This window comes from Pantoea sp. X-Soil-TKNS-1211 (genome assembly GCF_059730495.1).
Map to the genome: position 1 here is coordinate 161,136 of NZ_AP035956.1, position 21,830 is coordinate 182,965.

At 53.2% G+C, this 21,830-nt stretch carries 15 protein-coding genes; all 15 read right to left on the reverse strand.

The genetic code is table 11. The features are described 5' to 3' along the window. Positions 1–26 precede the first annotated feature (26 nt). Complete coding sequence (tssA, locus tag AC6I8W_RS25580; RefSeq protein ID WP_497839358.1) at positions 27–1,628, reverse strand: type VI secretion system protein TssA; 1,602 nt, start codon at positions 1,626–1,628, stop codon at positions 27–29. After that, positions 1,628–5,110, reverse strand: a complete 3,483-nt coding sequence (locus AC6I8W_RS25585) for an ImcF-related family protein (protein WP_497839359.1) — start codon at positions 5,108–5,110, stop codon at positions 1,628–1,630. The genes tssA and AC6I8W_RS25585 overlap by 1 nt, the downstream gene beginning before the upstream one ends. Beyond that, positions 5,107–6,315: a KPHS_23130 family T6SS system protein gene (locus AC6I8W_RS25590; protein WP_497839360.1), complete on the reverse strand. Its 1,209-nt coding sequence runs from the start codon at positions 6,313–6,315 to the stop codon at positions 5,107–5,109. The genes AC6I8W_RS25585 and AC6I8W_RS25590 overlap by 4 nt, the downstream gene beginning before the upstream one ends. Positions 6,316–6,411: 96 nt before the next feature. Beyond that, positions 6,412–6,828: a hypothetical protein gene (locus tag AC6I8W_RS25595; protein ID WP_497839361.1), complete on the reverse strand. Its 417-nt coding sequence runs from the start codon at positions 6,826–6,828 to the stop codon at positions 6,412–6,414. A gap of 191 nt (positions 6,829–7,019) precedes the next feature. Further along, a complete protein-coding gene (locus AC6I8W_RS25600; protein WP_497839362.1) occupies positions 7,020–7,487 on the reverse strand; it encodes an XAC2610-related protein in 468 nt (155 codons plus the stop codon). A 57-nt stretch (positions 7,488–7,544) separates the two neighbouring features. After that, positions 7,545–8,018 carry a hypothetical protein gene (locus AC6I8W_RS25605; protein ID WP_497839363.1) on the reverse strand — a complete coding sequence of 158 codons (474 nt, stop codon included), beginning with the start codon at positions 8,016–8,018 and terminating at the stop codon, positions 7,545–7,547. Between the two features lie 3 nt (positions 8,019–8,021). Then, positions 8,022–10,097: a kinase gene (locus AC6I8W_RS25610; protein ID WP_497839364.1), complete on the reverse strand. Its 2,076-nt coding sequence runs from the start codon at positions 10,095–10,097 to the stop codon at positions 8,022–8,024. A gap of 11 nt (positions 10,098–10,108) precedes the next feature. Continuing rightward, on the reverse strand, positions 10,109–12,460 hold the full coding sequence (locus AC6I8W_RS25615) for a type VI secretion system Vgr family protein (protein WP_497839365.1): 2,352 nt from the start codon (positions 12,458–12,460) through the stop codon (positions 10,109–10,111). Beyond that, positions 12,457–15,111 (reverse strand): type VI secretion system ATPase TssH, encoded by a 2,655-nt coding sequence (gene tssH / locus AC6I8W_RS25620; protein WP_497839366.1) that lies wholly within the window; start codon positions 15,109–15,111, stop codon positions 12,457–12,459. Before tssH ends, AC6I8W_RS25615 begins: the two co-directional genes overlap by 4 nt. Positions 15,112–15,285: 174 nt before the next feature. Beyond that, on the reverse strand, positions 15,286–15,777 hold the full coding sequence (hcp, locus tag AC6I8W_RS25625; protein WP_024558534.1) for a type VI secretion system effector Hcp: 492 nt from the start codon (positions 15,775–15,777) through the stop codon (positions 15,286–15,288). A 4-nt stretch (positions 15,778–15,781) separates the two neighbouring features. Then, complete coding sequence (locus AC6I8W_RS25630; RefSeq protein ID WP_497839367.1) at positions 15,782–17,494, reverse strand: OmpA family protein; 1,713 nt, start codon at positions 17,492–17,494, stop codon at positions 15,782–15,784. Further along, positions 17,491–18,180: a type VI secretion system protein TssL, short form gene (gene tssL, locus AC6I8W_RS25635; protein WP_497839368.1), complete on the reverse strand. Its 690-nt coding sequence runs from the start codon at positions 18,178–18,180 to the stop codon at positions 17,491–17,493. Before tssL ends, AC6I8W_RS25630 begins: the two co-directional genes overlap by 4 nt. After that, positions 18,177–19,517, reverse strand: coding sequence for a type VI secretion system baseplate subunit TssK (gene tssK / locus AC6I8W_RS25640; RefSeq protein ID WP_497839369.1), 1,341 nt, complete (start codon positions 19,515–19,517; stop codon positions 18,177–18,179). The genes tssL and tssK overlap by 4 nt, the downstream gene beginning before the upstream one ends. Positions 19,518–19,534: 17 nt before the next feature. Next, complete coding sequence (tssC, locus tag AC6I8W_RS25645; protein WP_497839370.1) at positions 19,535–21,082, reverse strand: type VI secretion system contractile sheath large subunit; 1,548 nt, start codon at positions 21,080–21,082, stop codon at positions 19,535–19,537. Positions 21,083–21,115: 33 nt separating this feature from the next. Then, positions 21,116–21,613 (reverse strand): type VI secretion system contractile sheath small subunit, encoded by a 498-nt coding sequence (gene tssB / locus AC6I8W_RS25650; protein ID WP_497839371.1) that lies wholly within the window; start codon positions 21,611–21,613, stop codon positions 21,116–21,118. Positions 21,614–21,830: the final 217 nt, after the last annotated feature.

Genomic DNA, 21,830 nt, shown 5'->3' on the forward strand with positions numbered 1-21,830 from the left:
TCCCTTTTCGCTAAATTCAGTCCTGGTTACCCGCAAAGCACTGCACTGCTGGCCGGATCGAGCGCAATCAGACCCGCCAGAAGCTGGTCCATCTCTGGCTGTAACCGTGATTTATCGGTTTCACTGCGTGTGGCTTTCATACGCAGCAGTCTGAGGCGACGCGATTTCACTTCAAACAACAGTGCTGGTGTCCACTGCGTGAGGGTGATTGACTGTGCGGCACTATCGAGCTCACCCAGCAGATGCAGGGCCAGTTCATTCTTGCCCTTCTGCTCGGCCACACGGGCCATCAGCAGACGCAGCAGCCATTTGTCTTTTGTGGTGTCAGTGCCCGGGCGGGTCTGCAGCCAGTGAAGTGTGGCATCCAGACCGTCAGTGTCCGCTTTATCCAGCGCTTCCGGCTCGAGAGCCAGGATATCGTTATCCGTCTCAACCACGGCACTGACAGGCTCATCCCGCCAGCCGGACATATCGTCCAGCACGCTCTGATTTATCCAGTTCAGCGTGACTTCATCGGCAAACGGCGTACTGTCGTTAAAGGCCAGCGTTTCAAGTCCGGTAAGGCGACGCAGCAGCCCTTTCAGGTCGGCGGTGATGATGTCGGCCAATACATCCTGCCCCGACTTCACCAGTGCCTGGTGGGTGTACCACTGCAAATCCAGCCAGAGGTGATTGGCACCGCGCGAGAAAGTGCTGTCCGCCTGCTCCAGTATCTCCAGCCAGCTCTGTTGCAGGTACAGACGTTTGAGCATGGCCCGCTGGTCAGCCCGCGGCGGTTCGATGCGCGTTTTCCCTTCAGCATCCGGTGCCGGGATAGCGCTAAGCGTGTCATGACGCAGGCTTTTCATCAGCCGGTGTGCTGCCAGCCAGCCATCGGGTTGCTCACGCAGATACCCGGTCAGTGTACGGGCCTGGGCCAGCAAATCCTGACCGGAGGTAATGCGGCTCAGAACTGGCGCGTCTGACTCGGTTGTATGCGTGGAAGTCTGCGACTGAGCCTTATTACCTGCGTTCTGCGGTACCATGGCATCCACACCACCGGCCTTCATCAGGCGAGATTCCAGCGCGCTGTACAGGGCATTCAGCTCTGGCCGTGACGCTTCCGGCTCTGACTCCAGACTGTCGCGGATGAGCAACAGCGCACCTGCTGTGCGCAGTGCATCGTCGCGTACCACTTCCGGCCAGAGTGACAGGCTGTCCAGAACGCGGGAGCCTGCGAGCCACTCCAGCGCCGGTTTACGGCTCCGCTCACGCTGAGGATGAAGCTGCGTTCCATAACGCCGTATCAATCCCGCCAGCAATTCAAGCCCTTCGGCAAAGCCGGTTTCCCCGTCCTGGTGCAGACGCGCCCAGCAGTAATAGGTGGCAATCCGGATATCTTTTGCAGTGGTGGTCAGCAGTTTTTCGGCAAGCGTGCAAATCAACCCGGTATCGATGCCGGAAAGTTTATTGACCTCCTCCCGGATACGCTGAAAATCATCGTGATAGCCGGGGTCTTCTCCGGTCGGACTGGCGTCGCTTACCGGAGCAAACCAGGGCTGCCAGTTTTCCGTGCGTGTCTGCGCCTGTTGCCGCAGCTGCGTGTCGTCAGACTGACAGGCGGCGACCAGATTCTGTAGTGTGCTCATTATTCGACTCCATCCATGTCACTGTTTTCGGTGTTGGCCATCAGCGCCTGTGCAGTGGCCGCGCTGTCGACACTGAATATCTGATCCGGCAGCGTGAAACCACGCAGATCCAACAGCGCCAGCGGACCTTTTCCTAGTTGTGAGCGCATTACCCACTGCAGAGTGCGACCGTCCGGGGCAGTAAAGCTCATCATCCACTGGCTGCGGTCAAGCTGCTGGCGCTTGCCCTGGTCCAGCCAGCGAATAAAGCCCCAGGTTCCGCTGTAATCCCCGAACAGGCGCGCACCAGCGTTGACTGTAGTCCAGGTCAGCATCGTCCCCGGCTTGTAAGTCTCTCCCGGCCAGCGGAAGCTCTGCCAGTCAGCCATTTGGTTGAAGTAGTGCAGCGGCTGGCCATCGATAGTCAGTTGCGTTTCGACCACCTGCGGTGCAGGGCGCGCCTGCAGCTCAAAGCTGATACCCTGGCTTCCATCGGTGAACAGAATGTCTGAAAGCTGGCTCAGCTGATTAATCGCCCGCAGGAAGGCCGGGTTAAAGTTCAGCCCCTGGCTGTTGACTTTATCCGGTACCCACTGGCTGCCCTCCTTGTGCAGCACCCCGCTAAGCTCTGTCGTCAGGAAGCGTTCAATACGTCCGCTGTCCTTGCGCAAAAACTCAGCCAGCATCGGCAGGGAGGCATCACTTTTGCTCGCAGCGAACGGGAAACGCCCGTCAAAGGCGGTGTGCCAGTTCGCCACCACGGAGCGGCTCCATTTGTCATTCAGGCTCGCCGCCGACGGCTGAAGCACGGTCTCCCAGGCCTGAGTCAGTGGCTGAACAAACATCGTGCTGCCAAAACCGCTCCACTCTTCGCCAAGACTTGCCGAAATCAGGCTGCCGTACTGTTGGGTGTCAGTGAGATCCACGCTTTTGCCCTGGAATACGGTCTGCGCCAGTGTCTGCATCATCTCCTGCGGATCAGAAGCACTGGCTACCTGTTGCAGGCGCAGACGCACGCGGGTGATGCGGGTCAGATACGTCTGCAGACTCAGGGAGTTGTCAGCCGACATTACGTTGCTGCCTTTATTTTTACCCATCAACGTCAGCAGCGGGCCAAAGGTTTCATCGAGCGGCCCCTGCGGCCCTGACGCAGACTGGTCAATCGCAGGTTTGTCTTTTCCGCCTACGAGGTCTTTAGCCGATTTGATGATGGAATCCGAAAGGCCTTCGCTTTGCTGGCCGGTCTGCCCCTGCCAGGCGATGGTATTCATCAGGGCAATCAATGGCGACTGGCGGACATCACTCATCAGCGTCAGCTGGTCGGTAACGTCAGCAATATTGTTTGCCGGGTTAAGTCGCAGGCTGTTGAGGAAACTCAGCCAACTGCCGGCAAAGTCGGTGAAGTATCGTTGCGTCAGACGTGCTTTCAGTGCTTCTGGTGACAGGTCTGAGGAGACCGCTTTCCGGCTGTCACTCAGCACCCAGTCAATTTCATCCCGGCGGGAGTTTGCGGCCTTTTCGATAGCCTGCTGAATGCCCCCTTCCCACGCCTGGCGGGTGAACATGCCAGGCACCACCTCCTCGGTGGTGAACAGTCGCCGCGCATCGGTACCGCTGGTCATGTCTTCCAGAGACACATCGGCAAAGTTACGACGCACGGATTTGAGCATGTTCTCATATAGGGTGCTTTCAGCGTTACGCCGGCCAATTTGCTGCAACAGCACCTGACGGCTCTGACTCACCAGCTGCGCATCCGGCGTAATTTTCCACTGTGGTTGCTCAGGCAGTTCGTTGATGTAGAAGGCCCACAAATCCGGCGACAGGCTTTGCCACAGGCCGGCTGAGATGCCTATTCGCGTCGGCTGCACGGCTTTCATGGTCTGGGCGTAATACGCGCCGTCGGCTTTATCCGGACGGGCCATCATCAGCCAGGCCTTCAGCTGGTCATAGCCCGGCCTCGCCAGTTGTGCCCGTTGATCGCTGCCAGGTGCGGAGCCTGCAAGTGCGCTGAGTTTCTGCGTAAGCGCTTCATTTGCCGGGTCACGAATCAGGCGGTTGTTCGCCACGCCGTACCAGGGCAGCATCGCGTCGAGCAACTGCTGGTTATGGTCCAGGCCGAAGCGTTGATGCCAGGGCGCGCCTTCCTGAATACGGTGCTGCAGGCGGCCGGCGTCATTACGCAGCGTATGCAGAGCCGTCAGCTGGTAATCCGATATGGAAGGATGCTCCACCACGGCGCGGGCCTTTTCGGCAACATAGACTATCTGCATCCGATTGACCGCGAACGACAGCAGTATTCCCGCGCCCCAGACACCGATAATGGCCATCAGCGTCCAGGCCAGCGTCTGTTCCCACGCCATACCGACACGGTGGCCACGCACGCGGGTACAGTCATCAACGATCCCCTGCCAGGTCACCGGTAGGGTCAGCGCATGGCGTTGTGATTCCGGGATATATTTCTCAGCGTCGGCAGGTGCAGCACCGGCTGTTTCTCCTGCGATAGCGGTGGGTTTATTCTCCGGAAGACTGAACATCAGGCCACGCAGCGGCACACGCTGCTGGGAGGCAGCCAGCCATGGCACCAGTTGCTGAGCCCAGCGGGCGATACCGCCGTCTTTGAGGTGCTGGCCCAGGCGCAGCAGGAAGTCGTGGGCGTTATTCTCAGCGACCTGACTCACCCCCTGCGTTCGCAGGGTCGGCAGCATCAGCTCAAGCTGGCGGGTAATATCGTCAGGCTTAGCACGCAGCGGTAAACTGGCCCCTACCGTCTGTTCAGTGCGTTTTGCCTGCGACCACTTGCTGTCACACAGTTTCCACAGCCATACCGGTGCAGAATAGCGCAGTAATTCACTGATTTTTTCCAGTCCGCGTAAATCGTTATCACTAATCTGAGGGGTGAGGTTAAGCGACTGCGGCATGACGCGGACAATACCGTCCAGTGGGCGGCCGCGACGCAGTTTACACAGTGCGGCGTATTTTTCCTTATCGGGCTCAGCAGTCAGACTGCCGCCGTAAATCAGAACGGTACGGTTACCTTCAAGCCACTGGTTTTCCTGCAGGCCAGGTACCAACTGTTCGATTGCCGCCTCATCGCCAGTGATTAACAACAGACGGGTTTTACGACGCCAGTAAAGGCCAATACGGGCACGGAGATGCTCCCGAATCTTGTTACACATGGCCACCGCAGCGTGAACAGGCGCTTTATCATTTTCCCGCTTCTTTTTCTCATCATCACCGTTGGTATTGTCGACAAGCGCATTAAACTCCTGCTTACCGGCACTACGAACTGCCGCCAGAAGCACCACGGATACGATAAGGGCGCAGCCTGAAATACATCCGCCGGCGATAAGCCAGTAAATTTGCTGCTGACTTCCGTCTTCAATCCCTGCTATGTCCGGATGCTTCCAGACCATGAACGTCATAACGGCTAACAGCAAAAAGAAAATCAATGCGACAGCAAGATAGCGGCCTTCCGTTGTCTTCGGTGCTAAAGGTAGCTTCACGGATCCATCTCCTGTCGGGAAGCAATCGGGGTAATGAGCGTGCTCCACAGCACATTCTGTGTGGTATCACCGCAGATAATCATCTGTGGTAACTGAGTTTGTCGGGCGATTTCGGTGGCGGCAGCGATAGCCAGCCAGGGGGCCGCGGCACCGGCATGTCCCATAGATGTATCGAGCGAAATGACGGCTTCGTCCTCTACAGATTGCGCAGGGTGCGCATTCTGGCACGCAATAACTTCTGCACGCTGCTCACCCGTCAGCCCGGCAAGCCATAAATTTTTCACGATATTTTCTTTGAGCGGGACGTTATAGGCGGCCATGTTCATCCCCTCACTCAGCTCACCGGTTGGAGCAGCATCTGCCCGGTGCAGCAACGCGAGAGGTTCGAGTGCTTCCTGGGTCAGGCGGTTGCCAAGAAGCAGAGCAACGGCTGCTTCAGCAGTATTGTTTGAAACAACCGGATCAATCTGGAGGCCAACAATCAATAACATCGCATCATCTTTAATGCGGTGATCCAGCCAGTGGTTGACTACCCCCGGCCCATTGCTGTCTGCGTACTCAAGCGCACAGGTTATGCCACTCTCCTGCCAGGCTTCCTGCCAGATATTTCTGACAGCAGGGAGTGGCAGAGAAGACGAGACATCGAGGATGACAGCAAGCGAAGCGGTCTCCTCAAACTGGTGAACTGGAAGTTCAGCAATCAGCTCTGAAAACAGGCGTGAGATAACCAATCCAGGAGTATCTTCCGGTTCTGTCAGGATACGGCTCAGCCTCCGGCTTTCTTCGCCATTCCAGTCCGACTGCGAAATGATAATGCTGTGGTTATTGAGCATTTCAACTGCAACAGAAACTTGTTCATTTGCCTGATGGGCCGTAATAAATGTCGTATTCAACACCTGAAGCGCACGACGTGCCCTACGGGTCTCACCTAAGATCCATTGCTCCCGACGTCGGTCAAAACCATTCGCTTTACTGTCTTGTAATGACCACGCCCACATGCGAATAATGAAACTAACAGTCCATATAACGACGGGTGTGCCTATGGCAATTAACCAAAAGTGCCGGGTATCAATGTAGCGTCCAAATATGCGCATGAGGATCACGCTAATGACCAACATTGATGCCAGGACGGCAAACCAGCGCGATACTTTTGGATGATCTGGACGTGGATAACAATCAGGAAGATGTTTAAGGGAATACAACATTAATTATCTCGATATGAAAATACCACAAACGAATTTTTTGATTATGAGTAATGCTCATCGCAATAAAAATCAGTCAATAATGAGTTGCCAAAGCGTCTACTCAGCAGAAACCTTGGACAAAACCATTTTAGGGAAGTAGTTCAGGCATTCAGGGCTTACAGTTACATTAAAATGGCTAACGTGACCTATATTACTAATATACATAGCACTTACATCAGGCGATCTATCTTTAGCAATATCACGATAAAACACCCCTCCAACCCCGCGATTAGATTTATTTAAATATATAACTTCGTCAGTTTGATTGCCATTTTCCATACTATATATGGTCAAGGAATCTAATTTTAAAAGGGCGTCATTTAAAATATATGCATGCCCATCGATAGCTAACCTGTCGTCACCCCAAGAATAATTTGCTTCACTGGCACTTGTTACAAGGAGGTAAGAATTATCTTCACTCGTTTTAGCACTCATGCTTTGATAAACATCAGAAATAGCATCAGTGGGAATCATAGCACACATTGATACAGATTCTTTGTCAGCGTTATCATTAGCAAGGCTAATAAGTTGCCGGCAAAATAATCAATAGACCACACAAAATCGAGTTTGATATCGACCTGCTAAATGTGAAAGAATAATTGATTATCCATTTCATGATTCACCCCTTCCAGTTAACAGTAATCACCGCCCCTCAGCCATCTATACTAATATTTAATTTCCTCAAGCGTTTTGAGTCGAATATAGCATGATTTGTGGGTATTGCCGTCATAAATAACATTAACCAAAGTATCCCTCTCAACTCTGATATTGACAAACTCATCCCCGCATGATGGCTTTATCTCTTTGAATTGTTTATCACCAGGGAAAAAGATAAATAACCTATATATTTTATAAATGCCCATACCCTCATCCATGTGCCAAATACTAAAATCCCTATAACCATCATGGTTGTAATCTTCAAATGATATGTGGTTTTTTTTATCAGATGAAACATCAATTCTTTCTATATTAACCTGTTTATCTGCATCTAAAACGGATACTAACAACGAATCATTATCAACCAGCAAAATCTCTGCAGAAAGCTTTTTTCCATTATTAACATCTAAAATGCAATTATCACATCCAATTGCAATCTTTGTAAAAATGCACAGGAAGAAAAAAATATATTTCATGATAGTATCATTAGGGATTTTGAGTAATTATCCAGCAGGGCTTAGACGGGCTGTGGCTTAAGGATATCTATTAAATTCCCACGAGCTATTTTTCTTGCACGTTTCAAAGTTATTATCATCCGTAGGATCAAATTCTGACCCAACTGGCTTCAAATTTCCATTTGCAAGATTTAAAAACAACCCCTGATTGGTTCCGATATAAGCGAGATCCTTTCCTTTTATAAAATCAATGCTAAAAACACCTTCACTCACACTCTTTTCAATTTTTTTATATCTGTGCTCCAAATCTACAAGAATCACATTTGTATCCTGAGGATTTCCCTCGTTAATGATTTTCGGCTTACCCCAGAGAATTATTTTATCACCGCTACATTTAACACTATAGCCATTGATAACAGTATCAAACTTAAGAGTCTTTGTATGATTGTTAATGTCAACGGTTATTGAGTCAGTACCATTTAATGTAACCCCTGATGCATATGCATTAAATGAAATAAAAAACCCGGCAATTGTTGAAATAATAAGATTCATTAGTTAGTCCATCAAAATATGAGAGATTCTAGTTGTTTCTTTCCAACGACGTTCTTCGTCAGTATACGCACCATTAATAGCTTTGGTTACAACCTTGGAGTGTTCATGTGAAACGTCAAACTCCACAATTTTAGCATTTATTGGACGAAAACCAGCGGTACGAGCACCGGCAATCCAGTACCACGCCCCAGCGTCAATACAGTTGTATGGGGAAATGGATAGAAGCTGTGGGTCGTCAATAGCAGGAGCTTTGCTCAAATTAACAGGTCTCCACCATCCATTTATAAATCCTTTATAGTTCATAGGGTATTTCTCTAAGTCAATCCATCCCCTATAACCCCAGTATTTACTATAATTTTCGCGGCCTGTAAGCTGTTTCATCCCCCGACCTCTAAATTTCGGACCATCTCCCGGCTCAATATTTCCAAGTCGTCCATTAAGATAATCAAGATAGCCTCCAGGCGGAGGGTTATAGTACCCATTTATCTCAGAAGCAAAACTTGAATGAGTAGGATTTCGTGAAAAACTTGCTGCCCCTTCAATCATTAGCGATAACATCCCTGACTCAATTGCACCCTGCCCAAAAAAATGTGATTTTCTTGTTGGTGTGGTAATGAAGTATTTTTCAAGGCAACGGTTGATAATCTCTCTATATTTTTCTCTAACCTCCTTTGGAGATGTGCCTATCTTTTGCAACGCCTTAAGAGGGTAGAGGTTATCTGGGTAGACCTTTTCTAATTCTTCTGCTGAAAGCCAATTACATTTCCGAAACAATGTAATAAACGCTCTGGGGTCAAAATGCCATACCCTGTTTTTAGGGACATCACCACTTATGCATAGAGCTCGAGCATGATCTAGTAATTTAACCCAAGAGTCGTTATCTAATGGAGGATCTACAGTTTCATTTTTCTCCTGCAACCATCCAAGTCGCTGCTCTAGCGTATTTTGATCCCATTCAAAGGGGAATCGACAAATTAATCGGCTTCTGCATTCATTTTTTGAATTTAGTACAATGTTTGAATTGCACTGGCTATCCATATCTGAATCATCTGTTACTAAAATCCAGCCCAGCCAATGGGGGAAATCCGCATCGCTATATTTTTTTACCGAATCTGATGCGACATTTATGAAACCGCAGCCACCAGGATAATTCACATTCAGCCAGTAGTTATTGCTTTTATCGGACAAAGGCTTACTTTCAGAATTTATAACACGGCCAAACCTGAGTAATTCATAGCCTGATGAAATGGAATCTGGATGCCCTTTAAGGGCATATTCATACATATTGTTTTCATTCAAACCACTGGTATCATTAATAGGCTCGCCAACGATATCAAACTGCCCATCTTCTTTACCATTCTGCCTAGTGGTTATTACACGCACCTCTTCTTTAGTTTCGATAGTTACAAATAGCTCAGAACTATTAGTGTATATTGGTGTACTTTCGTCAACGACAGTAACACCATCTATGCTTTTGCCATTATAAAAAGAGGTGCCTGACGGAATGTAGAAATGAATATCACCAAAACATACATCAACCCTTCCATTTTTGGATGTGTCAAGGTGCGGTTGTGATCTTCCAGTGATTTTTTCTATATACTGGTCTTCACAGTATATTTGCACGTGTGTAGCATTCACGCCATCGACCATGCCGGTTGTGCCTAATGAATCTTTTCTTCCGACCACTCCCCCAACAGAAAGTGTATTCGATATAAAATTCAGATGCATATACATAGAAAAAAACGTGATTTTACCGTTTTCCCCAGAACCGATTTCAGTTTCATGTTTTATAACAATACAACCATTATCAGTATAACCATTATAATTCAAAGGTTCTTTCTTTGTTTTTTCTTTTTCGGCAGGCTCTCTAATGAACACTATAGTCCCATCGGCTATCGCACGTAACATTTCTGGAGGATGACTCGAATCATTATGTTTTATATGTACGCCGCCGTGCCATGATTCTTTCCCATTAATCGGAAACCCACGACTAACATCAACGGGCATCAATTTGCCCACCCATCCTTCATCACTTTCATTTTTGGAATGAGGCCTTAAATATGGAGGACTAATAATCATGTTTAAATCCTTTATGAAAATGTAAACTTCCCAGATGGAGTATTTTGCTCTGGAGTTAATGCAGGCACAGCTTCTTTATTATTGGCTTTATCCTTTCGTCCATAATGCCCTGCTTTTGTTCTGTACTCACCCAACGTGGCTGATTCAATAGCATTACCATCTATAGTGATGTAGCTTCCTCCACCATTCAGGGTCAGCTTCTTCTTCGCGATGATTTTGATTTCATCTTCAGTACTGACGATACTAATTTCCTTACGAGCAAGCAGAGCCATCAGGTCGTTCTGCGCCTGTACCTGCACCGGCCCCTGGTTCGCAATGAGCTTGATCCCCAGCTTGCGAACAAACACGCTCAGGGCATTGCCCACCCCGATGAACAGATTTTTCACCACGCTGACGTCTGCATTTTTACCGGCAGTGGCTATCAGGTTCTGGCCAGCAGATACCTGCAGATGTTGCCCGCTGGTCAGCGCCATTCCATCCGGTGCGCTGAGCAGCAGCACTGATTTTTTGAGGTCTGTCAGCTGCTGTTCCAGTAGTTTGATTTGCGCCTGAAGATCGGCCGGGTTCGCGGTTGCCTTCTGCGCATCATCGGAGATGGACGTCATCTGCTCCCGGGCATCACCCAGATTGCTGACCGCCGGCTGCATCTCCAGCACCTGGCCCTGTGCTTTCGTCTGGCCATCAGCGCTGATGAACATCCCTTTCTGTGCCCGGATGGCTCCCCAGCTGTCGGTTCTGAGCTCAAAACCCTCACCACGCTTCTGCTTCTCAGCATCCACTAAATGTCCGAGATTCAGCTGACTCTTGCCGCCGTACTCGGTGGAGACCTTGATATGCTCCTGATCACGGCTGTCATCAAGGCGGATTTTGTTGTTCGCCGGGGTGCGCAGGACGTTACGTTTGTAGTTACGGATAGTGACATGATCACCGTGCGCCGAGTCGTGCAGCACGCCGGAAATATATGGCCTGTCCGGGTTACCGTCCTCAAAGCCAATCGCCACTTCGGTGCCTGCCAGCAGCGGCAGGTGCAGACCGTAAGTGTCGCCGGCATACGGGCGGGACTGACGGACCCACAGGCTCTCGAACCCGGTCTCCCAGTTATCACGGTCAAACAGCATGTTGACGCGATAACGGCCGTCTTTATCGATGTGGCCGTAGGTGTCGTTCTCGGTGGTGCTCGTGACCCGGGCCGGTAATGTGCCGGCCATCACCGGGCGTGAGCCCGGCTCAGGACGGAAACTAAAATCAGAGCTGTCCGGGATCCCGTCGAAGTTGACGCCAAAATCTTCATCCCGCCGCGCATGGCTGTGCATCGCCGTGATGACCACGCCCTGAGCAAACACGTCGGCCACTTCGTACCCGCCGGTGACTTTCAGCACCTGCCCCGGAGAGAGGGTCGGACAACTGGTGATGGCATGGGTCTGCGTCTGGCCATTCAGGTAGCGCTCATGACGAATGCGGGCATAAAACGCCCCGGACTCCGGGACCGGATTGCGGTCATGGTGACTTCCCGGTGTCAGATAGTTATCCGCATAGTGATAGGCATCACCGTAGGTGGTGGCATCCCCGCGGGTCGCATCGACCTGGATGTTCATGTCATCCGTGGCCTGACGGTAGTTGTAATCACGGGTGCTGACCTGCTTTTGCACCACGTTATGATGGCTCTCCATGCCCCAGACCGAGTCCAGACCTTCAGAATGCTGTCCTGATGGTGGAACTGATGGCAGCGTCAGGCCTTTTTCATACCCCTGCTGACCGTCGTAAAACTCCACGACGTCGATGTTCAGGCGGGTATCAGTGGTAAAGCGGAACCAGATACCCACCTCCCCCAACAGGCGGGTAATAAAGTGCAGGTCGTCCTCGCCGTACTGCATCACCTGCTCACGGCGCGGGTACTCTTTTGCAAGCGAGAACAGAAAATCCTGACCGCGCATGTTATGACGCTCGCGCAGGATTTTTTCCACGATTTGTGGGACCGACATGTCCTGATAAATGGCGTTCTGGTGCGAACGGTCAAGTAGCGCCAGGCGTGGCTGGAGCGTCAGAGCATAATGGGTTTCATCCTTTGAGGTGTTGAGACGTTCAAAGCCGCTCACCACCCCCTGAAGAGTACGCACGGCCTGCTGCATTTTGATGCCGTAACCCTGATCAACCGGGGCCTGCAGCGTCAGGGAGGCTGCTTTCATCAGCATCATTTCTTTGCTGATGGCATGGTCACCGCTGGTAAATTCAATCCGGTAGCGGAACGGCGTGCTCAGGGCTTCATCGCCTTCAAACGCCAGCACATCGAGTTCTGCTTCACATCCCTTCACCGACAACTGGTGATGGTTGTGGCTGAATCTGATCGGGGGATTACTGCTCATGCGTGCACTCCTTGTGTACGGTCAAACTCCAGCCCGATACCCTCTTCCTCACTCCAGCTAAGGCGTAACGACTGTGGTTTCTGTCTGGCGGCCATGTGGATCAGCAGCTGCTGACTCAGAACCGGCAGAATTTGTTGATTGAGCAGGCTGTCGACGTTGCGTGCGCCGGTATCCGGCAGCAGGCAGGCGACGGTCAGCGCGTCATACAGGCTTTCGTCAATATGCGTGGTCAGCCCGTAGTGACGATGCAGGCGTTTGCTGACCTGTGCCAGTTTCATTTCCACAATGGTACGCATCGCAGCTTCGGCTAATGGGCGGTAAATCACTGTCTGGAAGCGAGCCAGCAGCGCCGGCTGGAAATGGTCGCGCAATATCGGGCGCAGCAGTTCGTGCAGGTCGCTTTCGGGAGCGTCCGGGTTTTCATCCAACAGCTGCATCAGGTGATCGCTGCCGAGGTTGGAGGTCATCAGGATGACCGTATTGCGGAAGTCGATTTCACGCCCCTCGCCGTCACGCATAAAGCCACGATCGAAGACCTGGTAGAACAGGTTCATGACGTCGCGGTGAGCTTTCTCCACTTCATCCAGCAGCACCACGCTGTACGGGCGCTTGCGCACTGCCTCGGTGAGGATACCGCCCTGACCGTAACCAACGTAGCCCGGAGGCGAGCCCTTCAGCTGGGAAACGGTATGCGGCTCCTGGTACTCGGACAGGTTAATGGTAATCAGTGATTTTTCACCGCCGTACAGCACGTCCGCCAGCGCCAGGGCGGTTTCCGTTTTGCCGACACCACTCGGGCCAACCAGAAGGAACACACCCTGCGGGCCATTCTCTGACGTCAGTCCGGTCTTCGCCGCGCGCAGTCGCTGGGCGATAGCCTCAAGGGAAACATCCTGGCCGACGACACGCTTACCAATTTCATCATCCAGCGTCAGCAGTTCGGTCTGCTCGTCTTTCATCAGGGAAGACAGCGGCACGCCGGTCCAGTCGGCAATCACGTTGGCAACCGTGCGGGTGTCCACATCCACCTGAACCAGCACATCGCCCTGTTGTGCCTGTTCGAGCTGCTGTTGCAGGGCAGAGATTTCAGCCTGGTTGCTGATATCCTGGCGGCTGGCTATCAGCTGCTGTGCCAGCAGTTTTTCATCGGTGAAGCGAGTTTCCTGCAGCAGCAGGGTGCTTTCCAGTTCCGCACGCTGTTGTTCAATCACACTCAGGCGGTTGCCATGACGGTTGCCGCCGGCGGCGATATCTTCCAGCAACGCCAGCTCTTCCAGTTCGAGTGCGATCAGCTGTGCTTTCAGGCGCACAATTTGTTCAGGTACGGTGTCGAGGCTCATACGCACCCGCGCGGCGGCCGTATCCAGCAGGTCAACCGCCTTGTCCGGCAGCTGTCGACCCGTCAGATAACGACGCGACAGTGTGACTGCGGCACGAACGGCGTCATCGGTGATATGTACGTTGTGGTGTTCTGCGTAGCGGGATTTCAGGCCACGCAGCATCAGACACGCCGTGTCATCGTCCGGCTCGTCCACCTTCACCATCTGGAAGCGACGTTCCAGCGCGGCATCGCGCTCGAAGTACTGCTTGTATTCGGACCAGGTGGTCGCGGCGATGGTGCGCAGTTCCCCGCGGGCGAGTGCCGGTTTCAGCAGGTTCGCGGCATCCGCGCCACCCGCCTGGTTACCTGCACCGATAATGGTGTGGGCTTCGTCGATAAACAGCAAAATTGGTACCGGTGACTGCTGCACCGCGTCGATGACGTTTTTCAGGCGCTGTTCAAATTCCCCTTTCACGCCTGCGCCCGCCTGCAACAGACCGAGGTCAAGGGTTCGCAGAATCACCGGCTTGAGAGATTCCGGGACGTTGCCCTCGGCAATACGCAGCGCCAGGCCTTCGACCAGCGCAGTTTTACCGACGCCTGGCTCACCGACCAGGATCGGATTGTTTTTGCGACGGCGCGAGAGAATGTCGACCATCTGGCGGATTTCCGTGTCACGGCCGAACACCGGGTCAATCTTGCCCTCTTTCGCTTTGGCGGTGACATCGAGAGTGAATTTATCCAACGCGTTCTGTAGCGCCGGGTTCAGTTCACCCTCTTTCAGCTCTGCACCGACCGGGCGGCCAACAAACACCACCTCACTGCCATGCTCCTGGGCCAGTTCAGTCTCAAACTGCAGCTCCGGGCGTTCATCAGATTGTGCATCCAGCAGCGGGCGTAGTCGGGAAAGCTGACTCATCCCGAGTGTCAGCAGTGGCCACAGACCGTCGCAGTGAGCAAGTCGTGGGTTTTCCGTCAGCGCCATCAGCAGGTGCACGCTGCGGATACTTTCCTCTCCGGCAAGTGAGGCCTGCATCCAGGCTTCCTGCATCAGTTTCTGAATATCCGCGGACAGCTGCGGGCGGCTGCGAACCGAACGCGGTTGATTATCCAGCCAGCCGAGTAACGCCTGCCACAGTGCATCCATATCCCACTCGTAGCGGCGGGCCAGCACCGTCAGGTCGCCTTCCCCCTGTTCGAGCAGCTTCAGCAGCCAGTGCTCCGGCAAAATTTCCGCATGGGCACGGGTCTGGCAGAGCGACGCCGCCCCTTCCATCGCACGGGCACAGTAAGGGTTCAGACGTCGCAACAGGATGGCTGGATTTTCCATGAATCTCTCTCTTTGTCGGTTCCTGGACACGCTACCGCCCATCGCTGTTTCCCGTGAAGGGGACCAAAGCGCATACGGTCAGGCTGGCAGTTTGTGGTTTTCTTTGCTGAAAGCTCGTTTCAGACAGGCTCTCAGCAAAAAAACTGCGGACAGGAAACCCCGTCCGCATCAGGCTTACGCGGTGGCGCGTTCGTTCCAGGAGTCGGAATGAATGATGTTGCCGTCTTTGTAGGTCCAGGTAATTTTTTCGTAACGCAGTTCAATGCGCTCAAGGTGGTTGTGCTTCTCTTTAGAAGGATCCTTGATGTCATACATTTCAGGATTCACTTTCACCACTTTCACGTTTTCCAGTTTGGTGTTGAAGTACTCCACTTCCTGGCCCGCGTCGTTGATTTTGTACCACTTGAATTCCGCAGATTTGAGGGTCTGACCGGTGGTCACAGCCTTGTACAGGTACGGACTGGACGAGTCGATTTCCTTGGTAAACAGGAACGGGGTGTGGATACGGGTACCGGTCAGCTTGCCGGTATTGTTGTCGGTCGGGATGTACAGGTTATGTTCCTGAGCGACAACCTCGATGCTGCCTTCACGATCCTGAACGTCCACAGAACCTTTAATGTCCGCGCCGCCATCGTCTTTCAGCCAAAGATAAACAGGAATTGCCATGGAATTACTCTCCATTGTGTTGTGATGCGTCATCATCCTGCGATGACGCCTGGGTGTGGCCCGGTATCTGGCAGGCATCGGCCTGTGGTACCAGACTGATTTCGACACGGCGGTTAAGCGCACGGCCCTCCGGGGTGTCGTTGGTTGCGACAGGACGGCCCTCGCCATAGCCCTGCACCGCAAAACAGCTTTCCGGCACGTCACCGGTGTCACGCATCCAGTCGCGTACCGCTTCGGCACGTTTCAGGGACAGCGTCTGATTGAGTTTTGGATTGCCGGTGTTATCGGTATGGCCCGACACGACAATCAGCCAGCCGGGTTTCGCTTTGATGCCGACCAGTGAGTTGACCAGCATTTTGGTGGAACCTGCCTTCAGCAAGGATTTGCCGGAATCGAACAGCGACATGCTGTCGAGGCGGACAATTTTCGGTACCGGTTTGGGTTTCGGCTGTGGTTCAGGTGGCGGTGGTGGAGGCACATAAGAACGGATCGCATCCAGCACAGGCATTCGCAGACGCTCACCCTGATACAGACCCAAGCCCATCCGCATCGGTACGCCATTGCGCGCCAGGTCATCCAGCTCTGCCGCATCGTCATGCAGGATGGCAACGGCGTCGGCTTTTGGGCCGAAATCATGCATCGGGATACGGTCATAGCGGGCAATATCAAAACTCACACGCTGCAGCAGCTGGCGATTGTTCCAGCCACTACTGAGCAGCGCAGCAATGGCTGCCAGCGTGAAAATCCCGAGCGCACAACGGAAGGCTCGCCCACGCGGCGTCAGGCCTCGCCCTTCGGGTAGCAGCGGCAGGATAAAATCCGGGAAGGGGGATATAACCGTACTGTCCGTTCCCACCGGCTGCCAGCCCGCCACCTGCGGCATCGCAGTGTGACGGGAAAGCCATGCCGTCCAGGCAGACGTGGCCAGACTTCCGGCCAGGATCGGTCCCATTCCCCACAGCACCGCAACAGGTGCAATGACAGGAACATCGGGGTTCTCATCCATAAAGACAGCTTTGACATGCTGATGGAACCAGCTCATCAGGCTGTTCATTAGTACTTGTTGCTGCATCGCAGGCGACCCGCCGGTGGTGACCCATGCAGCGATTGAACCCGGCGCTGAAGACTCACGCCAGACCCTCACCCCTTCCCCCGGGATAGCCGCCTGCCAGAGCAGATCATTCGTCATCGCGCTGCCAACCTGACCATTCAGAACCAGCGGCACAGAATGACCCGTTTCTATACGCAACTGACTGATTTGCCAGCGCAGGGCCAGCAGACGACTGGTAAGCGCTTCGCTGTCGGCGTGTTTCTGCGGACAGACGCTAACCATCACCGACAGCTGACGCCCCCAGTCCGGGCGCAGCCACAAAACCTGGCGGGCGACCTGTTCCAGATCCTGATAGTCTTCCACCCGGATCCAGCAACCCTGCGTCACCGTCAGCACCTGAGATGCCTGCGGCCAGGCCAGCGGCAGATCGCCACAGACCAGCACCACGGGCTGACGGTAAGTGGCTTCCGGGAAGTCATCCAGACGCAGGGTGACGTCATGCTCCGCACGACGCCTGCCGACAGTCCAGAACGCCAGAATAAGCCCCAGCATCGCCAGCAGAACAAGCACAGAAACCAGTCGGGATACCGGCAGGAAACCCAGGCAGACCACTGCACTCAGCAGGGCGGCCCACAGCGCAAGCCCGCGCTGTTGTGCGGGACTCATTTCACAGCTCCTGGCAACAGGGTCAGCAGTGTCTGATCCAGCCAGTGGCTCAGTCCCCACCACAGCGCGGCAACCACCACCACGCTCAGGCCAATACGCACGGGCCATGACGCCAGCCAGCCGCCCATTCCACGCCCGGTACGGCTTTCCGCTAGCACCGGATGGGTTTGTGGATAGCTGAACGGCGTGACATGTTCACTGAGCGCGTTGACGAGTTTCTGCCGCTGCGGATCGTTCAGAGAGCGGAAACTGCCGAGGAACCCCAGCATCATGACCCGCTGGAAGCAGGTCACAACAGCACAGTCAGGCGCCGGTTCACGCAACACATCGCGCATCCGATCGCACAGGGTATCACCGGCATCCATGGTGCCGAGAAAGTGTCCCTGCAGGGGAATGTCATACCACTGCACGCAGGCATCATCCTCCACACCACGACCTTTGACGGCTTCATCAAGCAGCGCACACTGTGCAGTGAGAATATGCTGACAGCTGGCTTCATCGAGTTCGCTCGCTTTCAGCTCACGCTGTACACGTTCGACATCAGCAATGCAGCGCTCCCACAACGTGCGCCCTTCTCCATCCTGAAATTTCGGACCGTGACGGAGGCTTATCACCTGCAGCCAGGTGTCCTGCAGCAGGGTGTCGATATCAATGGACGCGGCCGCGCCGCGTTTTCGCTCACTCATGTTCTCAGTACCGCAAAGAGTTCAAGTTCAGGCTCGCCGAGCATGCCCGGAACGTAAAACATACAGGTGCCACCCTGGAGCATTTCGGTGGCCAGAGGATGAGAGACATCGAGGCTGAAATACTGGTTTTCCAGACGCAGTGGAATGGCGGCCGGCACATGACGCAGCGGCGTCAGAGGCACACCCACCCGTGAAGAATTGACGATACTCCTCACATGATCGGGACTACCGACCTTGCACTGACGCGGGAACTTTTCCTGCAGCTGTGCCACCGGCATTGGCGAACGCACGGAGAGGTAGTAATCCGCCCCTTCACGCAGGCGTGGGTCATGCAGACGGGCCTGCCAGAAGTGAAGCCGGGCATCGTGCTCAAGCTCAATCGCCACCACTCGCGACGGCAGGCTGGCTTCCAGCAGGTCGCCCAGTAAGTCAAACAGCGGCGGAAAGACGTTATTCAGCTGCTCATGCTGCCAGACAGGAATAGCACTCACCTGGTGTTCCAGTGAGAAGGTCAGCAGGCTGCCCGCAAGGCGGGTCAGTTCCGGGTACAGACGCTCCGGTGGACTTTGCGGGTGGCGCTGAAACTGTCCGAGCACGGGTTCTGCGCTGTTCAGGGCATTGAGCAACCAGAACAGAGACACATCCGCCACGGCAAAATCGGCCATGCGCGCGTTACTTTCACGACGCATGTCCATCAGACGACTCAGTCGGGCACGCAGTTGCGTCATCAGTTGTTCCAGCTGGGTCACCAGCCAGTGACTGCCCTGGATGGTAAGGAGCGGTGGGAGAAACGTCTCATCCAGTTTCCATGCACCCTGCGAATCCTGCTGCAGGCGGGCAACCGGGCAGGTCAGGTAATCACTGTTGTTCTGATGGGCAAACCGCAGCGTCAGCTCCGGGCGCATCACTGCAATCTGGCGGGTATCGTCCCCGAAGGTATTGCGGACATCCTGCCAGCGCTGGCGATAGCGAACAGGGCGATCGGCCACCTCATCAGGTTTAAGACAGTTGCCGCCATTCGCCCGAAGCAGCGGAAGTGCCAAAACCACCACCACGTCCTGTGATTCACTCTCAAGTGCCAGCACTGGCGGCAGATCATCGGCATTATCTGTGTCGATAAGCGTGCCGTCGGGGAAACGGATGTACAGATGACGGGCCTGCAGACGGCCCAGTTTCAGTGCATCCGGTTCGAAAGTGGCATCAATCATCCCCCAGGGTTGGGAGAGGCCCAGTCGGGAGATGCATTCCGCAGACCAGGCCGCATACGCGACCTGTTGCTGGAAGTGCTGAGGAGAGACCATCTGGCCCCTACCCCATAACGGTTGTTCCGTTTTCATTGGCTTCCTGCCTTAGCTTACGATTTGGCCTTCGGCATCTGGGAAACCAGTGACAGGTTGACGTCCATACCCTCCACCTGGAAGTGCGGCACAGCGTACAGCTTCACGCGGAAGAAGCCCGGATTATCCTCAATGTCTTCCACCACCACTTTCGCATCACGCAGCGGGTGAGAGGCCTGCAACTCATCGCCCGGGTCAGTCATTTCGGTGACCAGACTGCGAACCCAGGTGTTGAGCTCAAGTTCCAGCAAACGACGGTCTTTCGTCGTACCGATATTCTCCCGCTGAATGAGCTTCAGGTAGTGGGCGATTCGCGACAGCAGGAAGATGTACGGCAGACGGGCATTGATGCGGCTGTTGGCCGTTGCATCGGCGGTTTCATACAGGGCCGGTTTCTGCGTGGAGTTCGCGGAGAAGAAACAGCTGTAATCGCGGTTCTTGTAGTAAGACAGGGGAATAAATCCCAGATTCGCAAATTCAAATTCGCGGGTTTCCGGGATCATCACTTCTGACGGGATCTTCACCTGATTACCGGTGCCCAGGTCATACAGGTGAATTGGCAGATCCTGAACGGCACCCCCTGCCTGCGGGCCACGAATTTGTACACACCAGCCGTTATTGATAAAACTGCGTACCATGTTCGATGCAAAGGCAAACGAGGCGTTGGTCCACAGGTATTTGTCATGATCCGGGCCTTTCACTTCTTCAATGTAGTTGAAGCTACGAACAGGCACGGTGTCCGGGCCATACGGCAGACGCCCAAGCACGCGCGGCATCACCAGACCGATGTAGCGGGAATCGTCCGTCTCGCGGAAGGATTTCCACTTGATGTATTCAGCGCGGTCAAAGTAGTTACCGATATCTTTAATGGCGGCCACATCCTCCATCGAATCCTTCAGGAAGAATTTAGGGCCAGCAGAGCCGATAAACGGCATATGCGCAGCAGCAGACACTTTAGAGATGTTGCGCAGCAGGGCAATATCCTGCGCAGACGCATCAAATTCGTAAGCGGAAATCAGCGCAGCAATTGGTTCTCCACCCGGAGTGTCATACTCATCAATATATGTATGTTTATACAGTCCGCTCTGGATGATTTCCGGGCTGTCTTCGAAATCCTGACGCAGGTCTTCTTTAGACATATCCAGCAGCTCAACTTTCACGTTCTGGCGGAAATCAGTTTTGTCGACAAGAGATTTTAACCCGCTCCACAAACTTTCTACTGCCTGAAAGGCCTCATGGTGCATGACTGCATCAAGCTGACGACTAATCTGGTAGTCCAGCTCAGCGATATGATGGTCAATCAGGTTTTTGTCGAGTTTTTCAATTTTTGAACCCGATTTTGTCAGGCACTCCAGAAATACCTGCATCCCGGCCGTTAAACGTTCATCCGCAGTCGCATCCGACATCGCCTGCGCGTCCTGCCAGATGTCCAGCGCACTCAGCTCAGAGACCGGGTTCAGGTTGATTTTCTCAAACAGGGACGCATAAACCCCACCTGCAGCAGGATGTTCCAGCACCACACTCTCGCCGCCAGTCGCATTCTCATTTTTTACCGACATCAGCATCTTCCTTATTAATCCGTTAAATCATCGTGACCGTTATGGCTGTTTAGGAGCCAGGGCTGAAAGTTCGGCTCTGAGTTCTGCGCTTAAGGCCGGGTCGAGCAGAATTTTTTCCAGCTCCTTTCGGAAAGCCTGATTGTCCAGCAGGTTAGCTTTTAAATCGCGAAGCAGATTGCGCATGGAAAGCATCGCCTTCAGCTGAGGGATCTGCCGGGAAACCTGCTCCGGGGTGAAATCCTTCATGCTCTGGAATGTCAGACTGATATTTTCTTCGCTACCGTCACCAGCAAGCGTGTTTTTAACGGTCAGGTTTACTTTTGGGGAATATTCGGAAAGCACTGAGTCAAAGTTATTTTTGTTCAAGTTAACTTTTTTGCGCTCAGACAGTGGTGCAGACTCCTGGCCATTACTGAAGTCACCCGCCACCAGTAATTTCAGGGGGAGCTCCGTTTTCTTGCTCGCGCCCCCCGTATGCAGGTCAAGCTTTAGATTAATACGTGCCTTTGGCACCTCATTCTGGAAACTGTCAGCCATCTCATCATCCCTCGTTTTATCGCTGTGTATAGTTTTCACACTACATTTCTTTACACTCGATAATAGAATAATGATCGACATAAGATCAAATATACCGATCATTAATCGGCAACAATAAAATTATTAAGAATTTTCTGCTAAATATTAATAGTGAATAGCACTGACATGTCAGTAAAATGTACTACCTTTAGCACACCAAACGGACATTTGTGCCGTA

Coding starts and splice junctions, on each gene's coding strand:
- tssA (WP_497839358.1), bottom strand. CDS start 1,628: ATGAGCACACTACAGAATCTGGTCGCCGCCTGTCAGTCTGACGACACG.
- AC6I8W_RS25590 (WP_497839360.1), bottom strand. CDS start 6,315: ATGTTGTATTCCCTTAAACATCTTCCTGATTGTTATCCACGTCCAGAT.
- AC6I8W_RS25595 (WP_497839361.1), bottom strand. CDS start 6,828: ATGATTCCCACTGATGCTATTTCTGATGTTTATCAAAGCATGAGTGCT.
- AC6I8W_RS25600 (WP_497839362.1), bottom strand. CDS start 7,487: ATGAAATATATTTTTTTCTTCCTGTGCATTTTTACAAAGATTGCAATT.
- AC6I8W_RS25605 (WP_497839363.1), bottom strand. CDS start 8,018: ATGAATCTTATTATTTCAACAATTGCCGGGTTTTTTATTTCATTTAAT.
- AC6I8W_RS25610 (WP_497839364.1), bottom strand. CDS start 10,097: ATGATTATTAGTCCTCCATATTTAAGGCCTCATTCCAAAAATGAAAGT.
- AC6I8W_RS25615 (WP_497839365.1), bottom strand. CDS start 12,460: ATGAGCAGTAATCCCCCGATCAGATTCAGCCACAACCATCACCAGTTG.
- tssH (WP_497839366.1), bottom strand. CDS start 15,111: ATGGAAAATCCAGCCATCCTGTTGCGACGTCTGAACCCTTACTGTGCC.
- hcp (WP_024558534.1), bottom strand. CDS start 15,777: ATGGCAATTCCTGTTTATCTTTGGCTGAAAGACGATGGCGGCGCGGAC.
- AC6I8W_RS25630 (WP_497839367.1), bottom strand. CDS start 17,494: ATGAGTCCCGCACAACAGCGCGGGCTTGCGCTGTGGGCCGCCCTGCTG.
- tssL (WP_497839368.1), bottom strand. CDS start 18,180: ATGAGTGAGCGAAAACGCGGCGCGGCCGCGTCCATTGATATCGACACC.
- tssK (WP_497839369.1), bottom strand. CDS start 19,517: ATGAAAACGGAACAACCGTTATGGGGTAGGGGCCAGATGGTCTCTCCT.
- tssC (WP_497839370.1), bottom strand. CDS start 21,082: ATGCTGATGTCGGTAAAAAATGAGAATGCGACTGGCGGCGAGAGTGTG.
- tssB (WP_497839371.1), bottom strand. CDS start 21,613: ATGGCTGACAGTTTCCAGAATGAGGTGCCAAAGGCACGTATTAATCTA.